Annotated in this window: 2 protein-coding genes; both read right to left on the bottom strand. The window is 59.4% G+C overall.

Features of this window, described 5'->3' with window-relative positions:
- Positions 1-9: 9 nt before the first annotated feature.
- Positions 10-960, bottom strand: coding sequence for a TniB family NTP-binding protein (locus tag A5699_RS23485; RefSeq protein WP_197508373.1), 951 nt, complete (start codon positions 958-960; stop codon positions 10-12).
- A gap of 140 nt (positions 961-1100) precedes the next feature.
- Complete coding sequence (locus tag A5699_RS23480) at positions 1101-3275, bottom strand: helix-turn-helix domain-containing protein (protein ID WP_067774666.1); 2175 nt, start codon at positions 3273-3275, stop codon at positions 1101-1103.
- Positions 3276-3966 lie beyond the last annotated feature (691 nt).

Raw genomic sequence — 3966 nt, 5'->3', positions numbered from 1 at the left:
ACGTCGAGGTCAAAACCATTCTCGACGCGCTGGCATCCGAGAAATCAAGGCACTAAGGCAAATGACCCAACTCGGGAGATTCATCAGCGATCCCATATGCCCGGTGCTGCGGGCGAAGAGATAGTCCGACATGTCTTCAGCCAGCATGCCGGGAAACTTGAGGGCAAGAATCAGCTGTTGTTCGACGGTGAGTAGCACTTCGTGCCAGTGCTGGCAGTCCGCGTCGGTCTGGCAGTCAAATGGCTTCATGTCGACGGGCTTCGTGCACCGCAGCAACTGATCCATCTTGTGAACGTCAATGTTGTCGCCGTTGTCGTCGAGTAGCCCGTACGGCTCGTGCAGGCCGATCCCGACGAACAACACGATCACGTGAAGCGTGTCAGCGATGTGCTTGAAATGATCACTGAGCTCGGTGATCTTGCTGGTTCGGCCATGTAGGAAGTGCAGGTCATCGATGATCAAGAGCTTGGTTTGACACGATATGACACAGTCCAGGGCGTTCCGCAGATGTTGGGGAGCGCTGACGCCATGGGAGGCGGGGTGCGCAAAGTAGTCGGACGCCGCAATGTTGAGTTCCTTGATCCCGGTGTTCCCGGTGAGACCGATCCGGCACACCGGCGTGCGTTCGTCACCGCTGGGGGTCAGTGGTCCGTACTGGGCGATCTGCTGCAAGTGGATTGAGCGACCGAAGTATGAGGTGATCGTGGTCTTGCCAAGGCCTGGCAAACCACTGAGTGCGACCATCGGTGTCCCCGCCGGATCGTCGATGTCGATGTGGGGCTGCACAAAGGTGTCGAGCTGCTCGAGAACCGATTGACATTCGGCGCTGAGGATGATGCCCATGTGTCCGTGCCAACGACGACGCGCCTCGTTATATGCGGCGCGCGCCCCGTCATCTAGCTTGCGGATCTCTTTGAGAGACAGAGACTCTGGCGGCTGAGGCTTGGGCGCCTCTGCCATGGCCTTCCATCCCTCTTTACGCGATAGCGTCAACGGATCCAAGTATTCCTTCGGATCTCGTTCCGGTTTCCCAGATTTGGTTCTCGATGAGTCTGTCGATCGAGTACGCGCCGTCGGTGTGCGGCGCGTCGGTGTAGTAGTCATACGATCTCCAGGGTGTCGCTGTAATAGTCATCATCGACCAGTACCCGGGTGTCGGGTTCCTCGTCGAGATCGTCGACGAACGTGTTGACCGCACTCTCATCGGGTGTCTGTTCGTCGAGTTCGTTGCGCTCCGGTGCGTCTTGGCCGGTGGCACGTAGAAGCGCCGCGCGCACGGACGCCAATTCCGTGGCTGCGCGCACAGCTTCAATATCACCGATCAAGGTGGATTGCTCGCGCGAGATCCGCAGTGCCATGCGGCGTTCGGCCATCGTCGCACCCAAATGCAGTTTGCGGCGTTCCATCATCTGAGCGATCGCCATCGGATCATCGATATATCGATTACCGGCTTTGGCCAGTTGCCTTTCAAAGGCCAATTGCTCCTCGCTCATCGGAGCATCGAGCAGTTCGGCGTGTTGCCAGCGCAATTCATGCCAGTCTCGGGAGCGTGGATCGCGGAAGTACACCTTGGTGATGTCGTCAGGGTTGACGTGTATCGGCCATTGCGCGCCTTTGGCGAGGTAGAGGCTGCGCTCACCACCACGGCCGCCGATGACGTTGCCGCGGTAGATGCGGTTGTTCCATTCGATACCGTAAGGGTGGATGACACGTTTGACCACCGGTAAAAATTCGAAGGCGAGCTGGGGATCCCTCGGTAGTTCGAGGTAGCCGCCGCGGGCCACGCCCGCGGCGAACTGCTCGGCTGGGCTCTTCTGCAGGCCTGCCAGATCTAAACCACCCAACCCGTCACTGCCTTTGTGGTGGTAAATCACGGCGATCCACTCACGGATAACAGCTTCGAGTTCGTCCAGGAAGAACCACGTCTCTTTCTCAGGGTCCAGGCCACGTGAATACAGATCGGGGCCCTTGTAGCCGGGCAAGCCAACCAGCAGAGCTTGACGCAATGTCCGGAAGAAGCGCTCGACCGGGCCCTTGTCGCGGCCCGTTGCCAGCCGAGCCGGCTGAATCGAGATCCCGAATCGCTTGCACACGCTGTTGAGGTGCGCACCGACGAAGATCTTTCCGTGATCGACAATCAGCGTTTCGGGCGCGATTGCCGGTGTGGCCGCGGCGATCACGCTCTTGGGATCGAGCCGCTCATGTTCGACCAGTACGGATCGCGGGACACCGTGCGGAGGCCAGACGGCTTTAGCGGGCCAGTCTTTGCCGGCCGGCGGGGGGCGGAACGTTTGGTAGAGCGCGGCTGCGGCGTCGATCGACTTTGTCGAGACGGGAGTTAGCCGCAATCCCGTGACGCATCCGGTGAACCAGTCCATCACCACCGTCAGCTGGGCGTTGACCCACTGCAACGTATTGGGATCCATGGCGTACACATCCAAGGGAGTGGTATCCATCAACATGTACTCGCCGGGCCGCGTCGGATGCAGACCGCCGTAGGATTCAGTTGGCCGAGAGGCAATGTCCCGATTCCGCTTGGCACTGTGTTCGAACGTCGGAAGCTTCTCATGTTCGAGCCGATCAAGGATGTAGTACGCAGTACGCTGTGAGGGCAGCTTGACTACTCCCGGACCGTAACGCATGTCCAGACGGGCGTTGGTGCGCCTGATCACTAAATCTTTAGTAGGAGTAGACATATCAGCGTATTCCGCCATGACTTCTAGGGCGGTCTCCTCCCACCGCGGGTCGGTGCGACTGCCCGTACCTGACTGCACGGAACGCTGCGATATCAGCCCGGCCTCCCCATCCGCCTCGTAGGCGGCCACCCATCTCTGGAAGGTTCGCGGGTGTACACCCAGTTCGGCAGCCTTGGCGCGATAGCGCATCATCTTCGGTGTTCCGGGTGCGTACGGCCAGCGCGGCTCGCCCGCAAGCGCGGCTTCAGCACTGCCAGATCGATACCCGGTGCGCACTTCTCTGATGTGAGCAGCGTGTTCAAGCGCGTCCCGACGAGCTCCTTCAGGAGCCGCCCACAACACAACACTGGCAACGTCAGCCTCGTCCCGGGGCGCCGGACCCTCATCCTCAGCGATTAACTGCGCTCGTTCGGACAACAGGACCTCTTCGACAGACAGGGCGATGACGGTTTGGCCGTCATGACTGACGGCCAGGACATTCAAATCCATTCCACGGGACTGCATTCCCACGATCCGTAAACGCTCACCCAGATACCAGAACTTTGTTCCGATTCGGACCGGAATACTTGCATTGCCCATCTTGGTACCTCCAACTCATCGGCCGGATCAAGCTCAGGGTCCCTTGTCGCACAACGCGACACATGCGGGACGCAGAAGCACACCTATACGCCGCCATTCGAGTGCGGTGCGATTCGAATCGGCGCAGGTGGCAACGCCCCCGCGGGGCCAGACGTCTGCATGCATTTCCGTAGCGTCACAAAGTAGCGCTCCGCCTCGCCCTTTTGGCGAACACATCGTTCCGCCCGAAGAGGAGTGCCGTAAAGCCGTCGGAGTACGTGGAGTACATACTCACTGCGAAGTACAGCATTATGGTCCGTTGCCAACATTCGAGGCACTAATTCTGCTGCAGCGGTGTAATTTTCGATCCCAGGATTGAGTTGATGGTGACCTTTCATCTTGATACCTCCAATAGCGTCGACCGATCCAGGGATTGCCGCGTGAGGTCGGCACAGAACTCTTGACGCCACAGAAGGTGCATCACTGCGCTACGAATCAAAGGTTGCGGAATCCCGTCTGAGACCCGACGCTCGGCTTCGCCGATGCTCATCCCATCAAGTTCATCTGCGTACGAGCGGATCCGCTCCAATGCCTCAGCGTTGATGAAGCACTCACGTCGATAACCCGCCAAAAATGGCTCTACTGACGTTTCCGTGGGTGTTTGACGGGCCGTCCTGGCAGTGAGGGGCGGTGGCCGCCGAGGGCGAGCATG

Source organism: Mycobacterium sp. E802 (assembly GCF_001666875.1).
Taxonomy (GTDB): domain Bacteria; phylum Actinomycetota; class Actinomycetes; order Mycobacteriales; family Mycobacteriaceae; genus Mycobacterium.
This window is presented reverse-complemented; position numbering and strand designations above follow the sequence as displayed.

Bases quoted from the DNA above. Each gene is read 5' to 3' on its own strand.
- A5699_RS23485 (WP_197508373.1), bottom strand. From the start codon at position 960: ATGGCAGAGGCGCCCAAGCCTCAGCCGCCAGAGTCTCTGTCTCTCAAA.
- A5699_RS23480 (WP_067774666.1), bottom strand. From the start codon at position 3,275: ATGGGCAATGCAAGTATTCCGGTCCGAATCGGAACAAAGTTCTGGTAT.